At 66.2% G+C, this 21,776-nt stretch carries 19 protein-coding genes and 1 riboswitch; of the genes, 14 read left to right on the forward strand and 5 right to left on the reverse strand.

Annotated elements, in window-relative coordinates:
• The first annotated feature begins 13 nt into the window (after nucleotides 1-13).
• The 10 genes from ACZ9C1_RS08645 (at nucleotide 14) to ACZ9C1_RS08690 (ending at nucleotide 12,874) form a co-directional block, all read left to right on the forward strand.
• Nucleotides 14-1,546 carry a glycosyltransferase gene (locus tag ACZ9C1_RS08645; protein WP_476253873.1) on the forward strand — a complete coding sequence of 511 codons (1,533 nt, stop codon included), beginning with the start codon at nucleotides 14-16 and terminating at the stop codon, nucleotides 1,544-1,546.
• A gap of 16 nt (nucleotides 1,547-1,562) precedes the next feature.
• Complete coding sequence (locus ACZ9C1_RS08650) at nucleotides 1,563-2,714, forward strand: PilZ domain-containing protein (protein ID WP_277504841.1); 1,152 nt, start codon at nucleotides 1,563-1,565, stop codon at nucleotides 2,712-2,714.
• Nucleotides 2,715-2,723: 9 nt separating this feature from the next.
• Nucleotides 2,724-4,172, forward strand: a complete 1,449-nt coding sequence (locus ACZ9C1_RS08655) for a tetratricopeptide repeat protein (protein ID WP_476253874.1) — start codon at nucleotides 2,724-2,726, stop codon at nucleotides 4,170-4,172.
• Nucleotides 4,169-5,614 (forward strand): alginate export family protein, encoded by a 1,446-nt coding sequence (locus ACZ9C1_RS08660; RefSeq protein ID WP_476253875.1) that lies wholly within the window; start codon nucleotides 4,169-4,171, stop codon nucleotides 5,612-5,614. Before ACZ9C1_RS08655 ends, ACZ9C1_RS08660 begins: the two co-directional genes overlap by 4 nt.
• A 12-nt stretch (nucleotides 5,615-5,626) precedes the next feature.
• The gene (locus ACZ9C1_RS08665) at nucleotides 5,627-7,054 is read left to right on the forward strand and encodes an MBOAT family O-acyltransferase (RefSeq protein ID WP_277504846.1); all 1,428 of its coding nucleotides are present in this window, start codon (nucleotides 5,627-5,629) and stop codon (nucleotides 7,052-7,054) included.
• Nucleotides 7,055-7,063: 9 nt separating this feature from the next.
• A complete protein-coding gene (locus ACZ9C1_RS08670; protein WP_476253876.1) occupies nucleotides 7,064-8,158 on the forward strand; it encodes an alginate O-acetyltransferase in 1,095 nt (364 codons plus the stop codon).
• 18 nt (nucleotides 8,159-8,176) lie between these two features.
• A complete protein-coding gene (locus tag ACZ9C1_RS08675; RefSeq protein ID WP_110700697.1) occupies nucleotides 8,177-8,806 on the forward strand; it encodes an alginate O-acetyltransferase AlgF in 630 nt (209 codons plus the stop codon).
• Nucleotides 8,807-8,832: 26 nt separating this feature from the next.
• Nucleotides 8,833-10,227, forward strand: a complete 1,395-nt coding sequence (locus ACZ9C1_RS08680; protein WP_110700700.1) for an alginate O-acetyltransferase AlgX-related protein — start codon at nucleotides 8,833-8,835, stop codon at nucleotides 10,225-10,227.
• Between the two features lie 92 nt (nucleotides 10,228-10,319).
• Entirely contained in the window at nucleotides 10,320-11,429 is a 1,110-nt protein-coding gene (locus tag ACZ9C1_RS08685) for a polysaccharide lyase (RefSeq protein ID WP_476253877.1), read from the forward strand.
• Between the two features lie 14 nt (nucleotides 11,430-11,443).
• Entirely contained in the window at nucleotides 11,444-12,874 is a 1,431-nt protein-coding gene (locus ACZ9C1_RS08690) for a right-handed parallel beta-helix repeat-containing protein (protein WP_476253878.1), read from the forward strand.
• Between the two features lie 4 nt (nucleotides 12,875-12,878).
• Here ACZ9C1_RS08690 and ACZ9C1_RS08695 read toward each other — a convergent pair whose 3' ends face one another.
• The gene (locus tag ACZ9C1_RS08695; RefSeq protein WP_102684119.1) at nucleotides 12,879-13,310 is read right to left on the reverse strand and encodes a GNAT family N-acetyltransferase; all 432 of its coding nucleotides are present in this window, start codon (nucleotides 13,308-13,310) and stop codon (nucleotides 12,879-12,881) included.
• Nucleotides 13,300-13,686, reverse strand: a complete 387-nt coding sequence (locus tag ACZ9C1_RS08700) for a DUF488 domain-containing protein (protein WP_111532316.1) — start codon at nucleotides 13,684-13,686, stop codon at nucleotides 13,300-13,302. Before ACZ9C1_RS08700 ends, ACZ9C1_RS08695 begins: the two co-directional genes overlap by 11 nt.
• Before the next feature lie 128 nt (nucleotides 13,687-13,814).
• Here ACZ9C1_RS08700 and ACZ9C1_RS08705 point away from each other — a divergent pair, with 128 nt between their 5' ends.
• Nucleotides 13,815-15,431, forward strand: coding sequence for an inorganic phosphate transporter (locus tag ACZ9C1_RS08705; RefSeq protein WP_476253879.1), 1,617 nt, complete (start codon nucleotides 13,815-13,817; stop codon nucleotides 15,429-15,431).
• Nucleotides 15,432-15,533: 102 nt separating this feature from the next.
• Here the strand turns inward: ACZ9C1_RS08705 and ACZ9C1_RS08710 are convergent, their stop codons facing one another.
• Together ACZ9C1_RS08710 and ACZ9C1_RS08715 are read right to left on the reverse strand one after the other, a co-directional pair.
• On the reverse strand, nucleotides 15,534-16,229 hold the full coding sequence (locus tag ACZ9C1_RS08710; RefSeq protein ID WP_277504858.1) for a glutathione S-transferase N-terminal domain-containing protein: 696 nt from the start codon (nucleotides 16,227-16,229) through the stop codon (nucleotides 15,534-15,536).
• Between the two features lie 25 nt (nucleotides 16,230-16,254).
• On the reverse strand, nucleotides 16,255-16,776 hold the full coding sequence (locus ACZ9C1_RS08715; protein WP_476253880.1) for an N-acetyltransferase family protein: 522 nt from the start codon (nucleotides 16,774-16,776) through the stop codon (nucleotides 16,255-16,257).
• Between the two features lie 176 nt (nucleotides 16,777-16,952).
• Here ACZ9C1_RS08715 and ACZ9C1_RS08720 point away from each other — a divergent pair, with 176 nt between their 5' ends.
• The gene (locus ACZ9C1_RS08720; RefSeq protein ID WP_198753984.1) at nucleotides 16,953-17,375 is read left to right on the forward strand and encodes a hypothetical protein; all 423 of its coding nucleotides are present in this window, start codon (nucleotides 16,953-16,955) and stop codon (nucleotides 17,373-17,375) included.
• On the opposite strand, the gene ACZ9C1_RS08725 is transcribed toward ACZ9C1_RS08720, so the two are convergent.
• Entirely contained in the window at nucleotides 17,376-17,873 is a 498-nt protein-coding gene (locus ACZ9C1_RS08725) for a PaaI family thioesterase (protein WP_476253881.1), read from the reverse strand.
• Nucleotides 17,874-18,061: 188 nt separating this feature from the next.
• Nucleotides 18,062-18,266: riboswitch (cobalamin riboswitch) on the forward strand.
• Between the two features lie 107 nt (nucleotides 18,267-18,373).
• Between ACZ9C1_RS08725 and ACZ9C1_RS08730 the strand changes: the two genes are divergently transcribed.
• Nucleotides 18,374-20,491 carry a TonB-dependent receptor gene (locus tag ACZ9C1_RS08730; RefSeq protein WP_476253882.1) on the forward strand — a complete coding sequence of 706 codons (2,118 nt, stop codon included), beginning with the start codon at nucleotides 18,374-18,376 and terminating at the stop codon, nucleotides 20,489-20,491.
• 138 nt (nucleotides 20,492-20,629) lie between these two features.
• A complete protein-coding gene (locus tag ACZ9C1_RS08735) occupies nucleotides 20,630-21,685 on the forward strand; it encodes a GlxA family transcriptional regulator (protein ID WP_430944704.1) in 1,056 nt (351 codons plus the stop codon).
• Nucleotides 21,686-21,776: the final 91 nt, after the last annotated feature.

Raw genomic sequence — 21,776 nt, forward strand, 5'->3', positions numbered from 1 at the left:
GAGCTACAGCGCCATGGAACGACAGCAACAGCGGCCCTACGCGGCCCCGGGCTACCTGCGCGCGGCCGCCGCCTTCTGCGCCTGGGCGCTGCTCGCCGGACTGATCACACTGGCCGCACAGATGGTCGCGCCGCAGTACCTGGACCCTGGCCACCACCAGTTCATCTTCATCATCGGCACCTTGGGCATGTGGCGCTACGGCAACGCCATCGTTCATTACCTGCGCGGCATGTATTTCCTGCACTGGCGCTTCCCGCGCCTGCGCCGCCAGGTCGAGCGCCTGGGCGACGCGGCATTGCCAGCGCACATGTTCATGGTGGTAACGAGCTTTCGCATCCCCACCCACACCACCTTCAAGGTGTACCAGTCGGTGTTCCAGGAGGTGCAACGACTCAAGGTGCCGTGCACGGTGATCGCCTCGATCGTCGAGAAAGGTGACGAGCAGTTCATCAAGGACATGATGCGCGACGAGGTGCAGGGCCGCGACGACATCCGCCTGGTCATCGTCCGCGCCCGCGGCACCGGCAAGCGCGATGGCCTGGCCCACGCCTTCCGTGCCCTGTCGCGGCAGATGCCGCTGGAAGATGCGGTAGTCGGCGTGGTCGACGGCGACACCATGATGCTGCCCGGCTGCGTCGAGCGGGCGGTCAAGCTGTTCGCCGTGCTGCCCGAGGTGGGCGGCCTGACCACCAACGAGTTTTGCGAAGTCGAGGGCAGCCGCTGGATGCGCCAGTGGCATTCGATGCGTTTCGTGCAGCGGCACATCAACATGTGCTCGATGGCCCTGTCGCACCGGGTGCTGACCCTGACCGGGCGGCTGTCGTTCTTCCGCGCCGGGGTGATGACCGACCCGGCCTTCATCCGCGACGTCGAGGCGGACTTTCTCGAGCACTGGCGCCTGGGACGCTTCCAGTTCCTCACCGGCGACGACAAGTCCAGCTGGCTGAGCCTGATGCGCGCCGGTTGGGACACCTTCTACGTACCCGACAGCCACACCCTGACCGTCGAGCACCCACCCAGTGACAGCTTCTGGGTCGCCACCCGCCAGTTGATGTTCCGCTGGTACGGCAACTCGCTGCGGCAGAACTTCCGCGCCACTGCCCTGCTCGGCCGCGCGCGCCTGGGGCTGTTCACGCTGTACGTGCTGCTCGACCAGCGGGTGTCGATGTGGACCTGCCTGATGGGCCTGACCGCCTCGGTGGTGGCGGGCCTGGTGTTCGGTATCCAGTACCTGCTGGTGTACCTGTTCTGGGTGCTGCTCTCGCGCAGCCTGGTGACCGTGCTGTTCATCTTCGCCGGGCACCCGGTCAGCCCGATGTACCCCTTCGTTCTCTATTACAACCAGATCGTCGGCTCGCTGATGAAGGTCTACGCGATGTTCCACATGGACCAGCAACGCTGGACGCGGCAGAAGACCACCCTGGCCACCGGCAGCGTCGACTTCGACGCCAGCCTCAACCGCTGGTCCTCGAAGGCGATGCTGTGCTCCTCGATCGCCATCTTCTTCGGGGTCATCACCGTGCTTCTAGAACTCACGCAACGTTAAGGAAAGGCGCCTGCACATGAGTACTTCCAATACCCCCGCGGCCCCGGCCAACATTGTCCACGAAGCCATCGACGAGCGTCAGTACGTGCGCACCCGCATGAACGCCCGTGTACGCCTGCGCGGCGCCGTGGGCGAGCCATTCGAAGCGGACCTTGCCGACATCTCGCTCGGCGGCATCGGCCTGCTGCACGAAACGCCGTTGACCATCGGCGCGCTGTACGACGCGTCGATCCAGCTGCGTCTGAACCAGGTCGACCTGGCGATCGAAGGCAAGGTGCGCATCGTCTCCCAGCGCGGCAAGGAGGTCGGCGCGCAATTCGTCGACCTCGACGCACAAAAGCGCGACATCCTGCGCTACCTGATCAGCGCCTACCTGTCGGGCGAGGTTGCCGACATCAACGGCCTGTTCAACGTGATGCAGCGGGAAAACTACATCAAGGCGCGCAAGCACCAGCAAGCCCGCGCGCGCACGCCGGGCGAGCGCCTCAAGGCCATCGCCGGCACCGCGCTGTACACCGCCGCCGGCCTGGCCGCGCTGGGCTTCGTCGGCTACAAGGGCTACCTGCTGTTCTTCCGCATCCCGGCACTGCAGGCCACGGTGGCGAGCAACGCCCAGGTCATCAGCATGCCGGACAACGGCTACGTGAAGTACCTGCTGCCCGCCGGTGCGAGCGAAGTGCAGGCCGGCCAGCCACTGGCGAACATCTCCACCCAGCTGGCCACCAGCTTCACCAGCCCGGCGGACATGAAAGCCCTGGCCGACCTCGCCCCGGGCGACCTGCAGGCGTTGTTGGGCCGCGCCAGCGTCGAGACGGTGATCAACAGCCCGTGCGACTGCCAGGTCTGGTACCCATCGCAACCGCTGGATGGTTACGGCTACAAGGCCGCGCCGATGATGCACCTGCTGCCCAAGGGCGAGGCCATGTTCGTGCGCGCCAACGTGCCGTTCGACAAGCTCGCCGATGTCAGCCGCGTGCGCTCGGTGGACATGCAGGTGTTCGGCCTCGACCAGCACTTCAGCGGCAAGGTGGTGGACGCCCGCTCCGACGAGCTGAACCACAACCTGGCGCTGACCATCCAGCCGGACAGCCCGCTGCCGGCGGCGGCCTACCAGAAGGCCGTGGCGGTCGACCTGTACCTGGGCCTGCCGTTCGGCAGCGCCAACTGAGGGCCGGTCATGAACGCCAAGAATGCCCCGCGCCTGTTGCTGGCCGGCCTCGGCCTGGTCTGCGCCGGCAGCGGCTGGGCCGGGCAGAGCCTGGAGCAGATCCGCTACGCGCTGTACAAGGACCCGGGCGCCGACGTCACGAGCGACCTGCGCGCCCTCGCCGAGCGTGGCGACCTGGCCTCCAAGCAGTTGCTCGGCGATGTGCTGGCCAACAGCGACAGTGCCAACCGCCAGGACATCGTGAGCCTGTACCAGGAGGCCTTCGCCGACGGTCACGGTCAGATCCCGGCGCTGGCCTCGCTGGCGCGCCTGCTCGACCGCACGCCGCGCCTGCAACGCAGTCACGAAGGATGGGTACGCCAGGCCCTGGCCCGCTACCCCAACGACCGTGACCCACGCAGCACCAGCACCAGCCTGGAGGTGTTCCTGGTCTATCCGCAGCTGTTCCCCGGCGAGCGCGCCGCCGAATTGCTGGCGCTGTACGAACAGAGCTGCCTGCTCAACTGCCGCCCGGAGCTGTACCACGCCGTGGTCGCCGAGCGCCGGGGCGACCGCGCCGCGGCCGAGCGCTGGTACCAGCAGGCGGCACGCATTGACCCGCGCGGCATCGAGCGCTACTACCGCTTCCTCGGCGAGCGCCAGGACCCGGCCTTCCTCGCCTTCGCCCGCAGCCTGGAGCCGGAGATGGCCAGCCTGCCGGTGGAGGTGGTGCAGCGCATCGGCGCGCTGCTGGACAGCATCCATGGCACCACCCGCGCCGAACTGGACGCCGAACGCGAACAGCGCCAGGGCCGCGCCATGGGCGCCAAGATCGAGCCGACGGCCGAGCAACTGGCCCGCGACAAGGCCGACGACCAGCTGCGCGCCGACGGCATCGCCGAGGCCCAGCGCTGGCTGGACAACGCCGTCGCCCGTGGCTACCTGCCGGCGCTGGTGGCCAAGGCCAACTTCATGATCTCCAACCCCACCGAGCACAACGCCGAGCAGGCCCAGGCGCTGATCACCCAGGTAAGGGCCAAGGACCCGACCCGCGCCAAGGCATTGGATGCCCAGTTCTACATGGTCAATAACTGGCTGACCCTGGACCCGTACAAGGCCCATGTACTGATCAACGAGCTGATCGTCGCCCACTACCCGGACGCCCACCTGCTCCTGGGTGACCTTTACAGCAAGGGCGGCCTCGACCAGCCCGACCAGGAGCGCGCCCTGGCCATCTGGCGGCAACAGGCAGAGCAGGGTTCGACCGCCGCCTGGTACCGCATGGCCACCGTGCACCTGCGCGGCCGGGCGATCTGCCACGACCCGGTCAAGGCCTACACCTACGCCCGCATCGCCCTCGACCTCGGCGAGACCCGCGCCCGTGGCCTGATCAAACGGCTGGACAAGACCTTGCCCAAGGATGACATCGAGCGCGCCCTGGCCGTGCGCAACGATCTGTTGAAGGAGCCCACCCTGTGAAAGCGCACCCACCCCTGCTCGGCGCCCTGCTCGCCCTGGCGCCGCTGACGGTGCTGGCAGCCGAGGAAGTCACCGGCCCCGAGGCCGACAGCAGCGCGCCGATACGCGTCGCGACCGTTGACGGCAGCGAGCCGGTGATCACCTCGGAGTTCTTCAACAAGCTCACCCTGCAGACCGGCTACGGGCCGCAGGACTCCCAGGTCGGCCGCGACCGCGAGAGTTTCTACAGCCTGCGCTACGAGCCGTCGTTCGCCTGGTACTCGCCGGAAAAGCGCTGGGCCAGGTGGATGGTCTATGGCCGCTTGTGGCTGAACTACGACTCCAGCCAGTCGAGCAACCTGGCCAACGAGTCGACCAACAACAATGCCCGCGAACAACCCGAGGGCTGGTACGCCGAACTGCGCGAGCTGTACGTCAAGCGCAACCTGATCGGCGACGACCCGCGCTTCTCGCTGTCGTTCGGCCGCCAACGTTTCGCCGACGACTACGGCATCTGGTGGGACGACAGCCTGGAGTCGGTGCGCTTCGACTATCAGGACACCTTCTCCGACGCATTCGTCGCGCTCGGGCAGAAATTCCACAACTACAACACCGACGTCAATTCGCTGGCCGCGAGCGAAGAGCGCACGCTGTACCTGATGGGCCAGTACGCCTATCGCTGGAGCCCGAACAACCAGGTCGGGGTGCGCCTGATGCAGGAGAACGACCGCAGCGACCACGACGTCGACGATCGCTACGACTTCAAGGGCTGGCGCTACGGACTGTTCTTCAAGGGCGACAACCTGCCCCTGGCCACCGACTACCACCTGGAACTGGCGGCCCTGGACGGCAAGATGGACAACACCGCCGGCAACGGCGTCACCCGCACCGGCCACACCAGCAAAGGCTGGGCGGCGCTGGGCGAGGTCGGCAAGCGCTTCGAGACGCTGCCCTGGACCCCGCGCCTGGCGTTGCGCGGCGGCCTGACCGACAAGCCGGACGACGACAACGACGGCTTCCGGCTCAACCCGATCCAGTCCGACCGCATCACCCGCCAGGGCTCGTACAGCACGCGCCTGACCAGTGCGTTCGTCGCCCTCGACCTGCGCAACCTGAGTTACTACGGCTTCGCCCTGGAGACCCGCCCCACCGCGCGCAGCGCCCTGGACCTGCGGGTGACCCAGCTCAACCTGCGCGACGAGGGCGGCGCGCTGCCGATCCGCATGGCCGCCGATGCCCGCGCCCGGCGCCAGAACGAACTGAACGCCGGGCTGCACGGCAAGGGCGACAACGTCGGCCAGATGATCGACCTCAACTACTACTGGAAGATGTTCCCGGTAGCCCTCGACGGCAAGCACCTGGACGTCAACACCCTGGTCAGCGCCAGCTACCTCAACGCAGGCAGCGCGCTGGACAGCGGTGACGACTACCAGCTGAGTGTCGGCGTGGTGATCAGCTACTAAGGACGGGCCAGCATGATCTTCGCCTCCAACGTATTCCTGTTCCTCTACCTGCCGCTGTTCCTGGCTATCTACTACCTGGCCCGGCCGCGGTGGCGCTCGCTGGTGATCGTTGCCGCCAGCTACGTGTTCTACGCCTGGTGGCGCCCGGACTTCCTGCTGCTGTTCGTCGCCATCACCGCCTGGAACTACGCGTTCGGCCTGGGCATCAAGGCACGCCTGGACGCCGCGGACAAGCCTTGGGCCCTGCGCCTGCTGTGGTTGGGCGTGGCCGGCAACCTGGCGACGCTGGGCTACTTCAAGTACGCCAACTTCGGCGCCGAGATGCTGGCCCTGCTGCTGGCGCCGCTGGGCATCGACACCTGGACCCTGGAGAACATCTTCCTGCCGCTGGGCATCTCGTTCTATGTGTTCCATGCCCTAAGCTACATCGTCGACATCTACCGCAAGGACGCCACGCCGACCCGCAGCTTCATTGACTTCGCCGCCTTCGTCGCGCTGTTCCCACACCTGGTGGCGGGACCGATCCTGCGCTACAGCCAGCTGGCCCCGCAGTTGCGCCAGCGCAGCCACTCGCTGGAGCTGTTCTCGCTGGGCGTGTGCCGGTTCATGCTCGGTTTCATCATGAAGGTGCTGGTTGCCGACCGCCTGGCGCCGATCAACGTGCTGTTCATCGGCGAAGGCAGCCTGCAGTTCAGCGATGCCTGGTTCGGCCTGGTGGTGTCGACGCTGCAGCTGTATTTCGACTTCGCCGGCTACAGCCATATGGCCCTGGGCCTCGCGCTGATGATGGGGTTCCGCTTCCCGGAAAACTTCAACCAGCCTTATGTGTCGCAAAGCATCACCGAGTTCTGGTCGCGCTGGCACATGACCCTGGCGCATTTCCTGCGCGACTACGTCTACATGCCCCTGGTGCGCAAGCGCGTGGCCGGCGCCCTGCCGGCGCTGGTGTGGACCATGCTGCTGTCGGGCCTGTGGCACGGGGCGAGCTTCGCCTTCATCTGCTGGGGGCTGTTCTTCGGCATCGGCATGGTGCTGGAGCGCAAGTTCGGCCTGGCCACCAAGGTCAGCACGCCGTACCGCCTGGGCCGCAACCTGCGCACCGCGCTGCTGATCATCCTGAGCATGCCGCTGTTCTTCACCATGGACCTGCGCCACAGCCTCGACATCTACCGGGCGCTGCTGGGCCTGAACGGCTTCGGCTCGCTGGAGCTGTACGTGCTCGGCGCCTCGAAGATGGCCATGGCCTTCGCCCTGGTGGCAGTCGCCTGGCTGATCCTGGCCGGGATCAACAACGTGCGCTTCTACGCCGGCAACCAGGACGGCTACTTCATGCGTCATGTCGGGGTGCTGCACAGCCTGCTGCTGTGGGCGGGCTTTCTGCTGGCGCTGAGCAGCCTGGCGGCCAGTTCGTTTTCGCCGTTTCTGTATTTCCAGTTCTAGGAGAGTGCCGTGTATCCGGTGATGAAGACGGCCAGCAAGGCCAACGGTGTGACCTTCGCCATGGCGTTGGCGGCGATGTTCGTCTACTCGCTGCCGCCAGTGCTGAGCTTCGCCCGCGCCCAGACCGACAGCTGGAACCTGTTCGTCGACGGCAAGCTGTTGCGCAAGTTCGAGCAGGTCTACGACAAGCGATTCTTCCTGCGCGAACCCTCGGTGCAGCTGTGGGCCGACGCACGCTTCCAGCTGTTCGGCGAGGGCACCCAGGGCGTGGTGCTGGGCAAGGACGGTTGGCTCTACACCAGCCAGGAGTACCGCGTGCCCAACGACCTGGACGCCAACCTGGCGAGCCAGCTGGCGCAGATCGCCAAGGTCGAGCAGCAACTGGCCGAGCACGGCAAGCACCTGGTGCTGCTGCCCTTGCCGATGAAGCTGGATATCTATGCCAGCCATGCCGAGCGCGCCTTCGACCCACGGGTGGCCAGCCTCTACGACCGCTTCGTCGCCGACCTGCAACTGCGCCGCCTGGATGTGGTGCCGCTGCGTGACGCCTACCTGCGCAACCTGGCCGGTCCGCGCCTGTTCCTCAAGTCCGACACCCACTGGAGCCCGGACGGCGCGCGGCTGTCAGCCTATGAACTGGCACGCCAGCGCCCGCGCCTGCTCGGTGACCAGGTGTATGTCTCGCACAAGGCCGGCGACAAGACGGTCAAGGGCGACCTGATGAACTACCTGCAGTTCGACCATGCCCGCCTGGCGCCACAGTTCGGCGGCAATCCGATCGAACTGTACGAAACCCTCAAGGCCGCACAGGGCAGTGACGAGCTGTTCGCCGAACAGGCGCAGAGCCTGCTGCTGGTGGGCACCAGCTACAGCAAGATCGACGATTGGAACTTCGTCGGCTTCCTCAAGGAAGCGCTCAACCGTGACCTGTTGTCCGTCGCCGTAGAGGCCCGTGGGCCGTTCGAGGCGATGAACCAGTTCCTCACCAGCGACCAGTTGCACAACCCGCAGATCGACACCGTGATCTGGGAGTTTCCCCTGCGCACCCTGCTTGCCCATCGCCCAGGCGCGCTTGCCCGCGACGCCCAGCCCGCGCATTTCTGACGTCCCAAGGAGAACCTGATGAAGCTTTCGCCCCTGTTCACCGCCCTGGCCCTGAGCGCCGCCAGCCACATCGCCCTGGCCGCCGAAGGCAATGCCGACCTGTACGACGCCGTGGCCCCGGCCGACTCGGCCTTCGTGCGCGTGCTCAACCTGTCCGATAACAGCATCGACGTGGCCCTTAGCGGCAAGCTCAATGCGCAGAAGGTCGCCCCGGGGCAGCTCAGCGGCTACCGTTTCGTGCCGGCCGGGGTACACCGGATCGGCATCGGCGCCACGGCCATCGAGCCGACCCTGGCGGCCAACGCCGCCAGCACCGTGGTGTACGACGGCAAGCAACTGCAGCTCATTGCCGACCAGTATGTGAACGAGCCGAAGAAGGCCCAGGTGGCCTTCTACAACCTGACCCCGGCCCAGGCCACGCTGCGCACCGCCGACGGCAAGCACGAGGTGGTCAAGGCCCTGAGCAAGGGCCAGACTGGCGCGCGCATGGTCAACGAAATCAAGATCGACTTCGCCGCCTATGTCGGCGGTCAGGAAGTGGCCAGCTTCGACGAGTTGTTTCTCAAGAAAGGCCGCTCCTACAGCTACGTGCTGCTGCCTGGCAATCGCAGCCTGAGCCTGGCCAACAGCATCGACCCGACCGAGTGACACACCGCCGCAAGGATGACTGGCCCATGAACACCTTCCTCCCCCTTGGCCTGGCGGCCACCCTGGCGCTGACGGCCCTGCCCGGCCAGGCCGCCGAGCCCGCCCGGCCCGGCTGCGAGAACCTGCAGTGCATGGTCTGCCCAGCCCTGGCCGAACCGCAGCACTATGCCGAAGGGCGCATGAAGCTGATGCGCCAGATCGTCCCCGGCAAGGAGCGCTGGCTGTTCCGCTCGATGGTCGACCTGACCAACGACTTCGGCATTCCCGCGCCCATGCGCCCGGAGTTCGCCCGGCTGATGGACGCATTCCACCGCCAGGGTATCCAGGTGGCCATGGCGGTCCAGCCGACCCGCGGCCTGATGCACCGCGACAAGCTCTACGCCGACCAGTTGCATGGCTTCGACTTCGAACGCGCCAGCCGCAACCTCGACACCTACCTGGGGCAACTGCGCCAGGGCGGCGCGGTGGTGGCGCCGATGATGCAGCTGGTGCGCCAGCCGCCTCAGGGCGAATACTTCTTCCGCCGCGACCACCACTGGACGCCGGCCGGCGCCGAGGCCACGGCCAGGTTGATGGCCGAGGAGATCCGCCGCCAGCCGTTCTACAGTGGCTTGAGCAAGAAACGCTACAGCACCGAGCCCGGCGTAATGGTACCCAAGGACGGCACGCTGAACCTGGCCCTGAGCTACATCTGCGGCAACAACTACGGGTTCCAGTACGTACGCGGCTACCAGACCGTGCCTGTGGCCGATAGCAGCGATGCCCTGTTCGACGAAGCGCCCGACCCCGAGGTGATCCTGGTCGGCGACAGCAATGCCGCGGCTCGTGAGGACGAGAGCAAGCAGTTCAACTTCGACGGCTACCTGAAACAGTACCTGCAGACGGATGTGCTCAACTATGCACTGCCCGGCGTGGGCGAGGACGGCTCGCTCCTGGAATATCTGCTGTCCGCCGACTACAAGCCCGAGGCGCCGCCCAAGTTGATCGTCTGGGAACTGCCGGCCAACTACCGGCTGGACTCGCCCTTGATGTATCGCCAGTTGGTGCCCGCGATACACGGTGGCTGCAAGACGTCCAAAGAGCTACTGGGCACGAAACTGCAGCGTCCGGCACTGCAGGTCGGCGAGCGCATCGAACTGCTGAGCAATGCCGGAAGTGCCCGGCAGGCGGTGTCCAAGGGCTTTCTCGACATCCGCCTGAGCGACAGGAACGTCAAGGACTTCTACATCATCGTCTATTACGACAATGGCGCCCGCGACAAGGTGTGGTTCCGTCGCGAGGCGGCGGTCGGTGGCGGCCAGTACTACCTGGAGCTGAGCCGGGCGCCCGAGTTCGCCGGCGCCAACCTGCTCTCGGTATTCCTCGAGCCAACCAAGGCCGGCACCGCCGCCACCGATGTGGAGACGCGCCTGTGCCTGTGAAATCGATAATAGGGGCTGCTGCGCAGCCCATCGCCGGCAAGCCGGCTCCCACAGGGGAATGCGCGGCACTTGTGGGAGCCGGCTTGCCGGCGATGGGCCGCAAAGCGGCCCCAGGGTTGCTCCTGCTACTTGCAATCGTCCTGCTGCCCCTCCCCGGCCATGCTGCGCAAACCATCTGGCCCGCCCGCGCCACCGAGCAGTCGGCCCTGATCGCGGACTACCACAGCCTGACCTGCAGCAAGCAACCGCCACCACCCTATACCGGCAGCCTGCACCTGCAGAGCAAGTACGATCAACGCGACGCCAGCAAGTCGACCTTGCGCGCCGCGCCCGACGCCGACAGCGAGCGCATTGCCCGGCAGGTCAAACAGTTCATCGCAGGCGTGATCCAGGCCGGCAAGCGCTTCCAGAAGGCGAAGAAGCCCCAGGAGGCCAACATGGCCCTGGCCTGCCAGGAGCAGTGGCTGGAGCATTGGGCGCAAGCCGGTGCCCTGCTCGATCCGGATGCCAGCAACACCGGCATGGCGGCGCGCAAGTGGGCGCTGGCGGCCATGGCCGGCGCGGTGCTGCTGACCCAGGCGGCGGCCGACGGCAAGGTCCGCCTCACTCCCGTGCAGCACCGTTGGTTCAGCCAGCTTGGCGAACAGGTGATGCGCGAGTACAGCCCGCGCCGCCAGTCCACCACCGTGTACTTCAACAACCACGACTACTGGGCCGCCTGGGCGGTGGCCGCCGCCGGCATGCTGGTGGGCCGCGACGACTTCATCCGCTGGGCCGACGGCAACCTGCGCCGGGGCCTGGCCCAGGCCGTGCGCAGGGGCGACCAGGCCTACCTGCCGCTGGAGGTGGCGCGCAGCAGGCTGGCTGCCAACTACAGCCAGTACGCCCTGGTGCCGCTGGTGCTGCTGAGCGAATCGGCGCGCGCCAATGGCCTGGCCTGGAGCGACGACGACCAGCGCACCCTCGACCAACTGGCCAGTTTCGCCGCAAGCAGCGTGCTCGCCCCGGACACCCTGCCCGAGCTCAAAGGGCAGCGCCAGACCGAAGTCGCGCCGTACAAGCTGGCCTGGCTGATCCCGTTCCTCGCCCGCCGGCCCGGGCACGCCCTCGCCCGCCAGCTGTACGACAGCGAGGACGGCGAGGTGGACAACTACAGCCAGATCGGTGGCCTGCTCAAGCCGGCCTATCCCACCCTGCCTTGATCAAGGACGTTTCCATGGCACCGTTCAGCCGTTTTTCCCTCTCCTGCCTGGCCGCCCTGCTGCTGGCGACGACCGCCCAGGCCGCGCCGGTAATGGACACCCTGCCCCAGGCGCAGCACCAGCAACAGCTGGACCAACTGCGCCGCCAGGTCCGCCAGGCCGTAAGCTTCGAACAGGCCCGTCGAGCGCCTCCCGCAGGCCGCGCCAGCGTGAGCCTGCAACCGATGTTCTCGTCCCAGGCCGGCAGCTGGCCGTTCGAGCCATTCGTCAACAATGGCCTGTTCCGCGCCATCGCCGGCTACCAGGCGCACCACCCGCAGGCCGTGATACTGCGCGGTGGCAGCATCACCCTGGCGCAGCTGCATGACGCGCTGCGCGATCCGCGGGTGCTCAGGCCCTACAAGGATGGCTACCTGCTCAGCTACCCGCTGATGATCGGCGCCGATGCCGGGCTGCTGCTCGAGGGCGCCCATCTCTACCTGTACAGTTTTTCCGGCACCGCGCTGATCAACCAGGGCTGGTTGGGGCTGGAGCGTTCGACACTGGAGAGCGTGGCCGGCGACAAACCGGGCAACACCGATCGCGCCTGGCGCCCCTTCGTGGTGGCCTGGGCCGGCAGCCACACCCAGGTGATCGGCTCGACGCTCCGGCGCCTGGGCTACAACGCCAACCTGTCCCGGGGCCTGAGCACCGCGCTGAGTACCCAGCAACCCGCCGGTACGCGCCCCGCCACGCTGCTGGTCGAAAGCAGTCAGTTCAGCGAATTGTCCAGCGCGGTGGAGCTGCAACACAGCCAGGCGACCATCGCCGGCAGCCGCTTCGAAGGCTCGCAGCAATACGCCATCGACGCCCGCGACAGCCAGTTGCACCTGCATGACAATCAGGTGCGGGGCATCGACAACAACAGCGGCGTGCGCTTGCGCGGCCAGACCCGGGCGCTGGTCGAGGGCAATCTGATCCTTGGCGCCGCCAAGGCCGCCATCGAAATCAGCGACCAGCGCGGCGCCGTGTGGCTGGCGGGCAACCGTATCGGCGACAGCCGGGGCAACGGCATCCAGCTGCGCAACCTGGCGCCCACGCCCGAGGCGCCGCTGCTGATCGACGACAACCTGCTGGCCAGCAGCCAGGGCAGCGCGCTGGACGCCAGCGAGGTGGCGGCCCTGGCCCTGGTCGGCAATCGCATCGGCAACACCCCGGAGTACGCCGTCAGCCTGCGCAATGCCACGCCCCTGCCGGGCCCGCTGCTGCTCAGTGGCAATCGCCTGGGACAGGTGGGCAAGGCGGTGGTGCGGGTCGAGGGACTGCGGGAGGTCGAGTTGGGGAACAATACCTTCGACGGCAAGGCGCTGCTGCAGAACCTGCTGGCCGGTGACCTGCTGGCGCTGCAGGGACAAGTGCTGGAGGCGACGCTGGTCCAGGGGCGGATGGTGCGGCTGCGTCAGTAGTAGCTCAGGCGACCGGGCGCTGCATCCGCACGAAACACTCGTCCATGCCCACTTCAACGAAGCCCCGGCGCTGGTACAGGCGCCGCGCCGGGTTGCTGGCGAACACCATCAGCCGCAGCCATGGCAGCCGGCGTTGCGCCGCCCAGGCGGCCAGTTCCTCCAGCACCCAGCCGCCCACGCCGCGGCCTCGATATTCGGGCAACAGGTGCAACTCGCGAATGAACAACGCCTGGCGATCCTGACTGAGGCTGCAGAACCCCAGTACCTGATCGTCCTCGACCACCAACCACTGTTCGCGCCAGCCCCAGGCCTCGTCGAAGGCTTCCTCGATCCACAGCAGGTCGAACTCGCGGTAGTACGGCAGCATGGCGCGGCGGGTAAGGTCGCGGGCAAACGTCAGGTAGTCATCGCTGGCGGGAATCAGTTCAAGGGGCATAGCACACCGGTGAACTGGCCGGGCCACGGCGCTCCAGCTCATCCTCCAGCCACCGGGCCAGGACCTGGGCATTGTTGTGCTCGGTATCCTTGCCAGCGTAGAGCAAGGTCAAATCGCCTTTACCGGCCAGGTCCAGCAACGGATACCAGTGCTCGGGGTGGGCGGCCAGTTCCTGCTGATAGCGCTGGACAAAGGCTGCAAAGTCCAATTCACCGGCGTGAAATGCCTTGCGCAGTGCATCGGAGGGCGCGACTTCGCGCAACCACTGCCCATGCAGGTCTTCCTTGCGCTTATTGCGGGGCCACAGGCGATCGACCAGCACGCGCTGGCCATCCTGCACCTCGACGCTTTCATAGACGCGTTTGCAGCGGATCATCAGGTACTCCTGCGACATCATTCCCCTACCAGCCTAGGGCCTTCATTGATCGAGGTCACGGCCCGGTAACGAATTGTTTCTATACTGTATACCTTCGGCACCACCGCCCGACGCCAACCGGAGCCCTCATGGCAACCCCGTCACTGGCCAGCCAGCCCGACCTGAGCCTGCGCACCCCAGGCCCACCCCTTGCCCACAAACCCGGACGCGCCACCCTCACCTTGTTCTTCGGCCTGCTGCTGGCGGGCCTGGCCTACACCTTCTGGAGCCTCAAGCAGGACGTCAGCGCCAGCGGCACCGTCGTCACCACCATCACCCCTTTCCTGTTGCTGGGCCTGGCCCTGCTGATCGCCCTGGGCTTCGAGTTCGTCAATGGCTTCCACGACACCGCCAACGCCGTGGCCACGGTGATCTACACCCATTCGCTGCCGGCACCGGTTGCGGTGGTGTGGTCTGGGTTGTGCAATTTCCTCGGGGTGCTGCTGTCCAGCGGCGCGGTGGCCTTCGGCATCATCGCCCTGCTGCCGGTGGAGCTGATCCTGCAGGTCGGCTCGTCGGCCGGTTTCGCCATGGTCTTCGCCCTGCTGCTGGCGGCGATCATCTGGAACCTCGGCACCTGGTGGCTGGGGCTGCCGGCCTCGTCCTCGCATACCCTGATCGGCTCGATCATCGGCGTGGGGGTGGCCAACGCGCTGATGCACGGGCGCGATGGCACCAGCGGCGTTGACTGGGCCCAGGCCAGCAAGGTTGGCTACGCCCTGCTTTTCTCGCCCTTGATCGGCTTCGCCTGCGCCGCCTTGTTGCTGCTCGCCCTGCGTGCGCTGGTCAAGCGCCGCGAGCTGTACCAGGCACCAGAAAGCCAGACGCCGCCTCCCTGGTGGATCCGCGGCGTGCTGATCCTCACCTGTACCGGCGTATCCTTCGCCCACGGCTCCAATGACGGGCAGAAAGGCATGGGCCTGATCATGCTGATCCTGGTCGGCACCCTGCCAATGGCCTATGCCCTGAACAAGACCATGCCCAACGAGCAGGCCCTGCAGTTCTCGGCCGTCGCCGAGGTCACCCGCCAGGCGCTGGTACGGGCCGCCCCCGCGCCCGCCCCGGCCGATCCGCGCCAGGTGCTAACCGCGTTCGTCGCCACCCCTGCGGCCAGCCCCGAGCTGCTGCCGGCGCTGGCCGCGCTGAGCGGCATGATCGGCGAGGAGGTCAAGGGCTATGGCTCGCTCAAGCGCGTGCCGGCCGAGGCCATGGCCAACGTGCGCAACGACATGTACCTGGCCAGCGAAGCCATCCGCCAGATCGACAAGCACCAGCTGGCCCGCTACGACGCCGACACCGCCCGCCATGTGCAACTGTTCAAGCGCCAGCTGGACGACGCCACCCGCTATATCCCGCTGTGGGTCAAGGTGGCGGTGGCCATCGCCCTGGGCCTGGGCACCATGGTCGGCTGGCGGCGCATCGTGGTGACAGTGGGCGAGAAGATCGGCAAGACCCACCTGAGCTATGCCCAGGGCGCCTCGGCCGAAGTGGTGGCGATGTGCACCATCGGCGCGGCGGATATGTTCGGCCTGCCGGTATCGACCACCCATGTGCTGAGCTCGGGGGTGGCCGGGACCATGGTGGCCAACGGCTCGGGGATTCAACGCAAGACGCTGGTCAACCTGCTGATGGCCTGGGTGCTGACATTGCCGGCGGCGATGGTGCTGGCGGGGTGTCTGTACTGGCTACTCAACCAGCTCTTCTGATCCTGTAGGAGCGGCTTCAGCCGCGATCACCCGCAAAGCGGGTGCCAGACTCCGCGTTGCCTGCATCGCGGCTAAAGCCGCTCCTACAGAGGTGAGGCGCGATCAAGCGGGAATTTTCAGGCCACGCTGCACGGCCGGGCGCTCGAGGAACCGCGCCAGCACCCGCTGCACGTCCTTGAACCTGTCGAACTCCACCAACTCCCGCGCGTTGTAGCGCTCCACCAGGTTGCGCACCCAGGGGAAGATGGCGATATCGGCGATGCTGTATGCATCGACCATCCACTCCCGCCCTTGCAGGTGGCGGTCGAGCACCGCCAGCAGGCGCTTGGACTCATTGACGTAGCGGTCTCGCGGACGCTTGTCCTCGTACTCCTTGCCCGCGAAGAAATGGAAGAACCCCACCTGGCCGAACATCGGCCCGATGCCGCCCATCTGGAACATCAGCCACTGCAGGGTCTGGTAGCGCTGGGCCGGGTCCTGGCTCAGCAACTGGCCGCTCTTCTCGGCCAGGTACTGCAGGATCGCCCCCGACTCGAACAAGGGCAACGGTTGGCCCCCCGGCCCATCGGGGTCAAGAATCGCCGGGATCTTGTTGTTGGCGCTCAGGGAGATGAACGCGGGGCTCAACTGATCCTCGGTTTCGAAGCTGACCTTGTGCACCTCGTAGGGCAGGCCGATTTCCTCGAGCATGATCGAGACCTTGACCCCGTTGGGCGTGGCCAGCGAGTACAGTTGCAGACGCTCGGGGTGTCGCGCCGGCCATTTGCCGGTGATGGGGAATGCGGAAAGTTCGGTCATGGGGGTGCCTTCGCGTTGGGAGCCTTCAATCTAGATGATCTTCGGCCATCCTGACCATCACCCAGTCGCGGTGCCGCTCGTCGCCGCAAGGGAAGATCGCCTCGCCCACCTTGCGAAAGCCGTTGCGCTGATAGAAACCGATCGCCCGAGCGTTCAGCTCATTGACTGTCAGACGCGCCTGGCCATCGACCTGGGCCAGGGTGGTGGCGAGCAACAATTGCGCGGCGCCGGTGCCATGGGCGCAGGGTAGTACATAGCAACGGGAGATTTCCGCCAGTTGATCGGCCTCGGCAATACCCAGCTTGCCGGGCGCCAGGTCGAGCATGCTGTAGCCCAGCACCTGGCCATCCCGTTCGACCACCAGCAACCGCTTGTGCGGGTGCTCCAGGTGCGCCTGGAAATGTTCGGGCTGGAGATGGTAGGCGATGTAGTGTTGCTGGGCGCTGACCGCGCTATCGGGCGGGCTGGCCAGGGCGAAGGTCGCCTGGCCGACAAGGCTCAGGGCCACGCAGTCTTCGTCACGGGCCGGGCGAATCTGGTAGGGCATGGCAACATCCTGTCGGGCAGCCGGGTCACGTTTGACAATGCCAGCCTTACCCTCCCCTGTCCATCAGCCTCAAAAGTGAAACCGCTTGGCCCTGAACTGGCATTTTTGCCAGTAGACACTCCTGCGCTGGAATTCCATCTTCAGTTGTCACTCTCGCACCCTATTGGAGTATGAACATGACCACCGAAGCAGCTCAGGAAATCGGCATCACAATCTATGGCCAGAACAGCACCTCGGCCAACGCTCTGAAAGTGTATCGACAAGATTGGTTCGATGAAGGATTTGGTTTTGCTATCGAAGCAGTCAGCGACGTAAAACCAGACCAAGCGCAACTTTGGCTGAAGCTGACCGGCTACTGGTGCCCCCAACCTGGCGACTATCTTCTCAGTAATGAAGATCAGGATGAAAAGCCTCACATCCTCATCGAGTTTGGCTACTTCGGCCATACGATCAAGGCAATCGAGGCCGGAACATTCGAACTTCATACGATTGACTATGAAAAACGTTCGTTGACCGGCCGGTTCGAGTTCCCCGTAGAACTGGATAATGCTGGTTTCGACATCGAAAGCTGGGACTTCGATGTCGCAGCCCATACCTGATCAACCTTGCTGGTGCGCCTGGCGCTTGAGCTTCTCGGTGTCGACCCGCACAAATACCGAATCGGCGGTGACCGTCAGTACATCCCTGGCCCAGACCTCGCAGATCACCCGGGTCTTGCGCCCCAGCTCACCCTCGACCCGGGCCTTGAGCAGCAGTTCGACGCCCATGGGCGTGGGCTTGAGGTAGGTCAGGCCAAGCTGGCCGGTGACGCAGTCGATACGCGGCAGGCTGCCAGGTTCGCGGCCTTCGGCACGGTAGTGACAGGCCATGGCGGTCCAGTTGGAGTGGCAGTCGACCAGCATGGCCAGCAGGCCACCGTAGACCAGGCCGGGCCAGCCGGTGAAGGTCGGGTCGGGGGTATGCCGGCACCACAGGTGGATGCCGTCGGCGTCCCAGTGGCTCTGCACATGCAGGCCGCTGGGGTGGGAACAGCCGCAGCCGTAGCAGATGCCTTCGGGGGCGGCGAGTTGTTGCAGGGACAGGGCTTGCTCGGTCATACGCGTCCTTGGCTTGTTGGTGTTGGATAAGGAGGCTGGCTACCGATGGTAGCGCCCTGCGCGGCCTGCGCCAATGCACGAGGCCTGCCCGCAGACAACGCTGGCCTGACGGTAACCGCTCTGAACCGCGATTCAGCCACACTCAGCCCACCCATCCAGACGATTGACTCCCTGCCCGTTCGGTGGTCAGATGCGCGCCAGTTTCAGGTGCCCTGCGCCGCCGCGCGCAAGGTGAAACGGGAAGCCGGTGAGTCGATACCACGACAAGTCCGGCGCTGCCCCCGCAACGGTAAGCGAGCGAACCCTTCGACAGACCACTGTGCACACGCATGGGAAGGTGAAGGTTTCATGCCCCTCGCAAGCCCGGAGACCGGCCTGAGGCTTCACTTGGCAACCCGCGGTGGGCGGGCGCAGGCCGGTATTCGCGTGCGCGCCTGCGCGCGCTTCGCCGTTGCGTGTTTTCCACCGGGATCCATTCTTTCCTGCAGCAGTGGAACGACATGTCCCGTATCAACAAGCTTCACACCCTGGCGGCCTGCCTGGCCGTGTCCCTGCCGGCGCTGGCCGACGAGCAGCCCAGCCCTGCGCTCACCCTGCCCTCCACGGCGATCACCGACAGCCGCGACCCGCAGACCGTCGACCTGGCCACCCCCACCCAGGCCGGTTCACGCCTGAACCTCAGTGCCCTGGAAACCCCGGCGAGCACCAGCAGCATCACCGCCGCGCAGATTCAGCAGCGCAACAACACCACGGTGCAGGATGCCGTGACCCGCTCGCCGGGCATCACCTTCATCGGTACCCCTGGCGATGGCGGCACCGGCTTGTCGGCGCGCGGTTTCACGGGCCAGAGTTCGGTGATGACCCTGTTCGACGGGTCGCGCCTGTACGCCGGTGCCGGCACCCTCACCTACCCGGTCGATCCCTGGATGGTCGAGCGTATCGATGTGATCCGTGGGCCTGCCTCGGTGCTGTATGGCGAAGGCGCCACCGGGGCAACGGTCAACGTGATTCCGAAAAAGCCCTTCAGCGGTGATATCCGCAACCACCTGCGCCTGGGCTATGGCTCCTGGGACCGCCAGCAACTGGGGCTGGACAGCGGCGGCAGCCTGAGCGAGCGCCTGAGCTACCGCGCCACCCTGAACCAGCAGGCGGGCAACGGCTGGGTCGACCGCACCGATTCGCGCAGCCTGGCGTTTTCCGGCGCGCTGCGCTTCGATGCCAGTGACGACCTGAGTTTCACCTTGTCCCACGAACGCGGCGACGCGCAACCTGCCAACTACTACGGCACGTCGCTGATCGACGGCCATCTGCGCAGCAGCGTGCGCAACAAGAACTACAACGTCAGCAATGACGAACAGCGCTACCACGATGAGTGGACACGGCTGACCAGCGACTGGAACATCAGCGACAGCATCAGCGCCAGCAACCAGCTGTACTACATCAAGAGCCGTCGCCACTGGCGCAATGCCGAGGAATACGCCTGGGATGCCGGTGTGATCCAGCGCGGCAGTTTCCTGGAGATCAAGCACAACCAGGAGCAGATCGGCGACCGCCAGAGCTTCACCTTCGATCACTCGCTGTTCGGCCTGGCCAGCAAGACCGTGGTGGGCGCCGAGTACAACAAGATCCGCTTCAACATTGACAGCAACTCGCCCTACGAAGATGGCTACACCGACTCGCTCGACCCTTGGCGGCCGGCACCCGGCGGGTTCCACAGTGCCGATCCGACGCGCCCGCAGACGCTGTCGAAAACCAGCACCTTCTCGCTGTTCGCCGAAAACCGCACGCAACTGACCGAGCGCCTGTCGCTGGTCACCGGCATACGCCGCGACCAGAACCACATCGACCGCAACGACCTGGTGAAGGACACTCGCGAAGACCAGAGCCTGCGTGGCGGCAACTGGCGCGCCGGCCTGGTGTACGCGCTGACTGACGATCTGTCGGTGTACGGCCAGTACTCCACCAGCGAGGATGGTGTCGGTGACCTGCTGACCCTGCGCCCGGAGCAACGCCTTGAACTGACCGAAGCCAAGCAGACCGAATTCGGCCTCAAGCAACGGTTCTGGGACGGACGCGGCGAATGGACGTTGGCGGCCTACCACATCGTCAAGAAGAAGCTGCCGGTGTACGACGTGGTCTCCAAGCGCAGCCAGCAGGCAGGCCAACAGACCTCCGATGGCCTGGAGGCAAGCCTGGAGCTGGCTCTGGGCAATCAATGGCAACTGTCGGGCAACGCAGCCTTGGTGCGCGCCAAGTACGATGATTTCACTCAACTCAGCCGAGGCGTTTCCTACGACCGGTCTGGCAACCACCCGCAGGACGTCCCACGTCGAACCGCCAACCTGTGGCTGAGCAAAGGCTTCGGGCAAAGCGTCGACACCGGTATTGGCCTGCGCTACGTAGACGCCCGCTATACCAGCGCCGCCAATGACCAACGCGTGCCGGGCTACACCGTGGTCGATGCCAACATCGGCTGGCAGGTGCTGCCCGACGTGCGCCTGGGCCTGCAGGTGAACAACCTGTTCGATCGCGAGTACGCCCAGTCGAGCTACAGCGGCGAACAGTGGCTGCTGGGCGCGCCGCGCTCGTATTTCGCCACGGTGGACTACAGCTTCTAGATCGGCCAGGTAACAGCGTGAGAGCGGGCTTGCCCCGCTCCCACAAGAGCCCAGGTCTGACGGCCATCGCGTCGTGCTTGAACATCATCGCGCCAACTGCTCGACTAGGGCCTACGCCCCGTCCACAAGCAGCGCGCCATGACCGACATCCCGCAGATTCCCGCAGCGCCCGTGCACGCGCTTGACCAGCCGCGCACCTTGCTGTTCCTCGCCTACCCGCAGATGGGCCTGCTCGACCTCAGCGGCGCGCAGACGGTGTTCTGGGCCGCGACCAAGGCCCGTGCTGCGCGCGGCCTACCCGGCTACCGGGTGGTCACCGCCAGCCTCGAAGGGGGCCTGGTCCCCACCGCTGAAGGCCTGGCCGTCGCCACCGAGCCACTGGCGCCCTGGCTGCACGAGCCCTTCGACACGCTGGTCGTGCCCGGAGCCCCGGAGATCGTCCGCACCCTCCCTGATCACGCCGAACTGGTCGCTTGGCTGGCCAAGGCCGCCCAACGCGCCCGACGTACCGCTTCGGTATGCAGCGGCACCTTCCTGCTGGCCGCCGCCGGCCTGCTCGATGGCCGCCGGGCCGCCACCCACTGGGCGATGTGCGATGCCCTGCACCGACGCTTCCCGGCCATCGAGGTGGATGCCGAATCGATCTTCGTGCAGCAGGATCAGGTGTGGACTTCGGCTGGCGTCAGCGCCGGCATCGACCTGGCGCTGGCCCTGGTCGAGGCCGACTGCGGCCGCGAGGTGGCCATGCAGGTGGCCCGTGAATTGGTGGTATTCCTCAAGCGCCCCGGCGGCCAGGCGCAGTTCAGCGAACTGCTCAAGGCCCAGGGCGAGGACAGCGACGCCTTCGAGACCCTGCACCTATGGCTCAGCGAGCACCTGGGCGACCCGCGCCTGACGGTCGAGCGGCTGGCCGAACAGGCGCGCATGAGCCTGCGCAACTTCACTCGGGTGTACAAGCACAAGACCGGGCGCACCCCGGCCAAGGCCATCGAGGTGTTCCGCCTGGAGGCGGCGCGCCGCTTGCTGGAAAACTCCGACCAGCATATCGAGCAGGTCGCCCGCCAGTGCGGGTTCGGCAGCGAGGAGCGCATGCGCCTGGCGTTCCAGCGTCACCTGGCGGTGACCCCGCGGGACTATCGGGCGCGCTTCGCCCGCAGCGTGCCGCTGGCCGAAATCCAGGGTTCTTTGGCCTAGGGGCAAACCGAGGGGGCGCTTAGCATCTGCACCACGCTTGTCGGGCCGCAATCCAGGCTCACCCACAAGGCGTACCCTTTTTCCACTGCCG

The organism is Pseudomonas sp. TE21435 (assembly GCF_056279265.1).

Bases quoted from the DNA above. Each gene is read 5' to 3' on its own strand.
- ACZ9C1_RS08665 (WP_277504846.1), top strand. From the start codon at position 5,627: ATGATCTTCGCCTCCAACGTATTCCTGTTCCTCTACCTGCCGCTGTTC.
- ACZ9C1_RS08685 (WP_476253877.1), top strand. From the start codon at position 10,320: ATGGGCCGCAAAGCGGCCCCAGGGTTGCTCCTGCTACTTGCAATCGTC.
- ACZ9C1_RS08680 (WP_110700700.1), top strand. From the start codon at position 8,833: ATGAACACCTTCCTCCCCCTTGGCCTGGCGGCCACCCTGGCGCTGACG.
- ACZ9C1_RS08705 (WP_476253879.1), top strand. From the start codon at position 13,815: ATGGCAACCCCGTCACTGGCCAGCCAGCCCGACCTGAGCCTGCGCACC.
- ACZ9C1_RS08715 (WP_476253880.1), bottom strand. From the start codon at position 16,776: ATGCCCTACCAGATTCGCCCGGCCCGTGACGAAGACTGCGTGGCCCTG.
- ACZ9C1_RS08720 (WP_198753984.1), top strand. From the start codon at position 16,953: ATGACCACCGAAGCAGCTCAGGAAATCGGCATCACAATCTATGGCCAG.
- ACZ9C1_RS08700 (WP_111532316.1), bottom strand. From the start codon at position 13,686: ATGATCCGCTGCAAACGCGTCTATGAAAGCGTCGAGGTGCAGGATGGC.
- ACZ9C1_RS08695 (WP_102684119.1), bottom strand. From the start codon at position 13,310: ATGCCCCTTGAACTGATTCCCGCCAGCGATGACTACCTGACGTTTGCC.
- ACZ9C1_RS08725 (WP_476253881.1), bottom strand. From the start codon at position 17,873: ATGACCGAGCAAGCCCTGTCCCTGCAACAACTCGCCGCCCCCGAAGGC.
- ACZ9C1_RS08690 (WP_476253878.1), top strand. From the start codon at position 11,444: ATGGCACCGTTCAGCCGTTTTTCCCTCTCCTGCCTGGCCGCCCTGCTG.
- ACZ9C1_RS08655 (WP_476253874.1), top strand. From the start codon at position 2,724: ATGAACGCCAAGAATGCCCCGCGCCTGTTGCTGGCCGGCCTCGGCCTG.
- ACZ9C1_RS08650 (WP_277504841.1), top strand. From the start codon at position 1,563: ATGAGTACTTCCAATACCCCCGCGGCCCCGGCCAACATTGTCCACGAA.
- ACZ9C1_RS08730 (WP_476253882.1), top strand. From the start codon at position 18,374: ATGTCCCGTATCAACAAGCTTCACACCCTGGCGGCCTGCCTGGCCGTG.
- ACZ9C1_RS08710 (WP_277504858.1), bottom strand. From the start codon at position 16,229: ATGACCGAACTTTCCGCATTCCCCATCACCGGCAAATGGCCGGCGCGA.
- ACZ9C1_RS08675 (WP_110700697.1), top strand. From the start codon at position 8,177: ATGAAGCTTTCGCCCCTGTTCACCGCCCTGGCCCTGAGCGCCGCCAGC.
- ACZ9C1_RS08645 (WP_476253873.1), top strand. From the start codon at position 14: ATGGAACGACAGCAACAGCGGCCCTACGCGGCCCCGGGCTACCTGCGC.
- ACZ9C1_RS08735 (WP_430944704.1), top strand. From the start codon at position 20,630: ATGACCGACATCCCGCAGATTCCCGCAGCGCCCGTGCACGCGCTTGAC.